The sequence below is a fragment of the Paenibacillus phytorum genome (genome assembly GCF_013141715.1).
Taxonomy (GTDB): domain Bacteria; phylum Bacillota; class Bacilli; order Paenibacillales; family NBRC-103111; genus Paenibacillus_E; species Paenibacillus_E phytorum.
On record NZ_WHOA01000260.1, the window covers coordinates 1 to 4,542 of the forward strand.

2 protein-coding genes are annotated in these 4,542 nt (G+C 42.1%); both read left to right on the forward strand.

Annotated features, from left to right (window positions below; translation table 11 throughout):
- The first annotated feature begins 800 nt into the window (after window positions 1-800).
- Window positions 801-2,996: a discoidin domain-containing protein gene (locus tag GC098_RS38995; protein WP_171649700.1), complete on the forward strand. Its 2,196-nt coding sequence runs from the start codon at window positions 801-803 to the stop codon at window positions 2,994-2,996.
- Window positions 2,997-3,535: 539 nt separating this feature from the next.
- A partial coding sequence (locus tag GC098_RS39000) for an ABC transporter substrate-binding protein (protein WP_171649701.1) occupies window positions 3,536-4,542 on the forward strand: 1,007 nt, incomplete at its 3' end.

Sequence of the window (4,542 nt, forward strand, 5' to 3'; positions counted from 1 at the left end):
TTTAAAGTAGCAAAGTAATTACGAAATCAAATAAGGGGGAATTGTCGGACATAAGGTAATGTCTTATCAGGACATTCCTCCCTTTTTTTACCTTAAAAACCAATAGAATAAGCTGTGCGAAGGCAAGAGGAGTGAGAAAACCATGAATATGAAAAAAATTTACCTGGCTTGACTTCTGCATCCGATTCAGTAAGAAGCCATTTAATGGCTTTCGCTGATGAGTATTCCCGAGTAAATGGAGGAATCCCTGTTAACTTAGAAGAATTTGCACAAATGCAACACTTAAGGTAGTTAATTCAATCCGATGAATTCAGGAACTAGCCACTGTACCCCGTCGCACGCCGTTCGTAGACCCAGTAAAGGGGTGCTGGCCATGAAATAGCTTGGAGATTTGAGGAACCAGTCAAGGCAATATGAACGCTTCGCAGCCTTGACTGGTTCAGCATTTTAAATTGATCAGAAGTGAGTTTCCTGCAAGCGACGATCGTAAAATACTACACGTGAAAAAAACGTCATAGCTGCGCCTAATTTCGTGTTGCCATTTTTAGCTCTTTACTATGTGAGATTTTCAGAATGAAAGCATTTACATAATTTTAAAGGAGGTGAGTCTTGTGTGACCGTGTAAAAAATTTTAAATGTAAGTGGTTGTTGTAACTTACTTAAAATCTACTTGGAAGGGAATGGTTGTTATGTTACGCACCATAAGAAATTTTTTTATCGCAATGTTATTCCTGTATTCAACTATTTTTTCATCTGGCAATGCGAATGCTTCTCTTAATAATCCCAATACAGATTGGTTTATGAATGCAAAGTATGGGTTATTTTTCCATTATCTTGCGGGCTATAATGACATTACAGGATCTAATATCACACAGTGGAATAGTAGTGTTAATACATTTGATGTCAATGCATTTGCTAATAATATGGAGGCGGCAGGTGCAGGCTATGTCGTACTGACTCTAGGTCAAAATAGCGGATACTACAATTCTCCAAACGCGACATACGAAACTTTAGCGGGGTATACAGTAGGTGCAAAAACTTCAACTCGGGACCTCCCATTAGATCTCTATAACGCTTTAAACGCAAAAGGGATTAAACTTATGCTTTACTTGCCTTCAAATGCACCGGGTAATGATTCGTTTGCTGCCAATAATATGGGGTTAACTACGAAAACAAGTGGTGACTGGAATGTGAACAGTACATTTGGCGATAAATGGGCTCAGGTCATTCAGACATGGGCGGACCGGTATGGTGACAAAATTGCTGGATGGTGGTTTGATGGATATTATAGTTGGAATGGTTTTGATTCAACATATGCTCAGAAATATTCCAGCGCTGTGAAGCATGGAAATCCAAATGCGATTGTTTCTTTTAATCCGGGCGTATCCATGAAGAAAAATCCTTTGGCAGGTGATTACGAGGATTATACTTCTGGAGAACTAACATCCTTCGGAGCTGTTCCAACAAGTAGATGGTTAGAAGGATTACAATGGCATATGCTCTCTCATTTGGGCAGCGGTTGGGCAGGAGCGAATAAAAGCTTTACCGATACGTATATGGTTAATTACATAAATTCTGTTAATCAAAACCAAGGCGTAGTATCAATGGATGCCGCCATTTTTAGAAACGGTTCGCTGAGTCCTGATCAGCTAAATCAAATGAAAGCCATTAAGGCTGGTGTGAGAAATGTTAACAGTGGTAATTTAAACAGCATCACTGCGCCTGCTGACATAACAGGGGCAATCGGATCGGCGAAGACAGCGGACGCCCTTGGATTGCCAAAGACGGTATCCTTGGTTACGGATGCAGGCTGGGGGTATGCCAATGTGACATGGAATGTAGATGCTTCAAACTATGATCCCACTGTAAAGACTGCACAGACCTTCACTGTCAATGGAACTGTAACTTTGCCAACTGGGGTGGCAAATCCCAATAACGTGCCTTTGACAACAAGTATTAACGTAACTGTTAATAAGATCCCTTCATCCCAAATGACGGCAACAGCTACAAGCCAGGAAACAGTTGGCGAAAACAACGCAGCCTCAATGGCGATTGACGGAAACCCACAAACGATATGGCATACAAAGTGGGATAAATCAGGTGTTCTCCCCCAATCGATCACCTTAAATCTTGGAGGAACTTACCCAATCGATAAGGTCGCATATTTACCAAGGCCATCAGGCAGCAACGGAAATATTACAGGCTATAACGTATTTGTAAGTACGGATGGGGTGACCTTTACTAAGGTTGCAAGCGGAACTTGGAAAAACGACAATGCGGTGAAAGTAGCAACTTTTGATCCGACAGAAGCATCGTACGTCAAGCTCGAAGCAACGGCAGGCGTTGGCGGCTGGGCATCGGCTGCGGAGATTAATGTCTTTGTTGAACATCAACCGCCAACGACAACGGACAATGCGCCAAGCGGCTGGGTCAATCAAGATGTCACTGTAACCTTAAGTGCAAGCGATATCGGATCGGGTGTAGCCAATACCTACTACACGGTAGACGATGGCGCTGAGCAAACGGGAACGACCGTCGTATTGTCGGAAGAAGGCGTGCATAAGCTTGTATATTGGAGCGTTGACAAGGCAGGCAATGTTGAAACTCCGCATACGGCAGTCGTGCAATTGGATAAGACGGCCCCAACACTTCATGTAGTTTTGGATAAAACTATTTTGTGGCCGGCAAACCACCAAATGATTACGGTAAGTGCATCTGTGTATTCCGAAGATAGTCTTTCCGGAATCGAATCTGTCGTTCTTACATCCATAATAAGCAACGAGTCGGATAATGGATTAGGTGATGGTCAAACGTCAAACGACATTCAAGGTGTAGAGTTAGGCACTTTGGATACTACATTTTTGCTTCGTGCCGAAAGATCTGGCGAAGGGAATGGACGCATATACACGATCACCTATACGGCTTTTGATCATGCAGGTAATAAAACTTCTGCTTCATCAACCGTTACGGTTCCTCACGACAAATCTGATAAATAATGTAGTAAATTTACTCGAATTGTTTACTTTGCAAATTTTGGCCAAATAACAAAAATTCGGATGCTGCTGCCCTTATCTACTGAAGTTTGAGCATAAATACTAAAAAGCAAATCAAATTGGTAATATCCCCTTTAAGTAGACACTCAGAAAAAACCTTATGGTACTATAAGGCAACGAGTGAACTTGGAGGGGATTTTTGCATGGCTAAAAAAGGACAAACATTTAATCAATACGGAAGAATATAAGAAAGCAGCAGTGAAGGAATATATGAAGGGATCTGCGATCTACAAATGTATAGCCGAGAAGTCAGGGATCAGAAATTGCACGGAATTAAAGGTGTGGGTGAAAAAACGGGCCCGTCTCCTGAGGTTCTATTTTGGTTCTCATTATAACATGTACTTCATAGAACTCAATCAAAATAAAGAGACGAATTTCGTCCAGTTGGAAGGTGGATTTTGTGCATCGCAAACAAAATGAAAGCGTTTTATAATAGCGTTAGATACTCGAGGGTCTCACAATATTATTAGGGGGAATTGCAAATGAAACGTAAATTAATATCCGTTTTTGCTCTCGCCACTACACTGACTGTAATCGCAACAGGTTGCGGAACTAAAACAGAAGGTTCACCAACACCGGCAGCAAGTGAGAAGGCACCTGCAAGCACAACAGCAGCGAAAAAAGATGTGACACTTACAGTAGGTGCTTCGCAAAACTGGGTGAAGGACATCGATCGCAAGCTAGCAGAAACGTTTACGAAAGAAACGGGTATTAAAATCGATTTTCAAGTCAATCCAGACGATCAGTATATGAATATTGTGAAAACGAAGATATCGACGCATGAAGCGCCGGATATCATCTATATGCCGTCAGGCATCGGAATGGATAATTTCCAGCCGGATAAAAATTTCCTTGATTTATCCAATGAGCCTTGGGCAGCCGATTTGAAAGGTTGGGCTAAGAGCGGAGCCTCCATCAATGGCAAGCTGTACGGATTTAACACATGGTCCGTTGACGGTTGGGGAGTACTATACAACACGGACTTGTTTGCAAAATATAGTTTAACACCTCCAAAAACATACTCGGAATTCGCCGCTCTATGCGATAAGTTGTTAGCGAACGGCATCACGCCAATCTACGAAAATGGAAAAGATGAATGGCATTTGCCGCTCTGGCTGTCAGGCGTTTCGACGGTAGCAGGCGCTGGGCCTGACTTAACTGCTAAATTGAACAAAAACGAAGCGAAATTTGCTGATCAGGCCGTATTGGAGACAGCAATGACGCAATTAAATGAAATGAACAAAAAAGGTTATTTCGGAAAAAATGTGCTATCTAACGATTGGGATCATGGCTATGAAGCAATGGGAACCGGTAAATTCGCGATGGATCTTGTTTATACGACGTATCAACAAGAGGTAATTACAAAGTTCCCTAATTCGGGCGCAGATAAATGGAAAATGTTCCCTATACCACTTGGGGATAATCAAGGATTCGCAACTTCTTCTGGAGGTATGGTCCGCGTTGTCAACAAAGAAAGCAAAAATATCGA

Bases quoted from the DNA above. Each gene is read 5' to 3' on its own strand.
- GC098_RS38995 (WP_171649700.1), top strand. From the start codon at position 801: ATGAATGCAAAGTATGGGTTATTTTTCCATTATCTTGCGGGCTATAAT.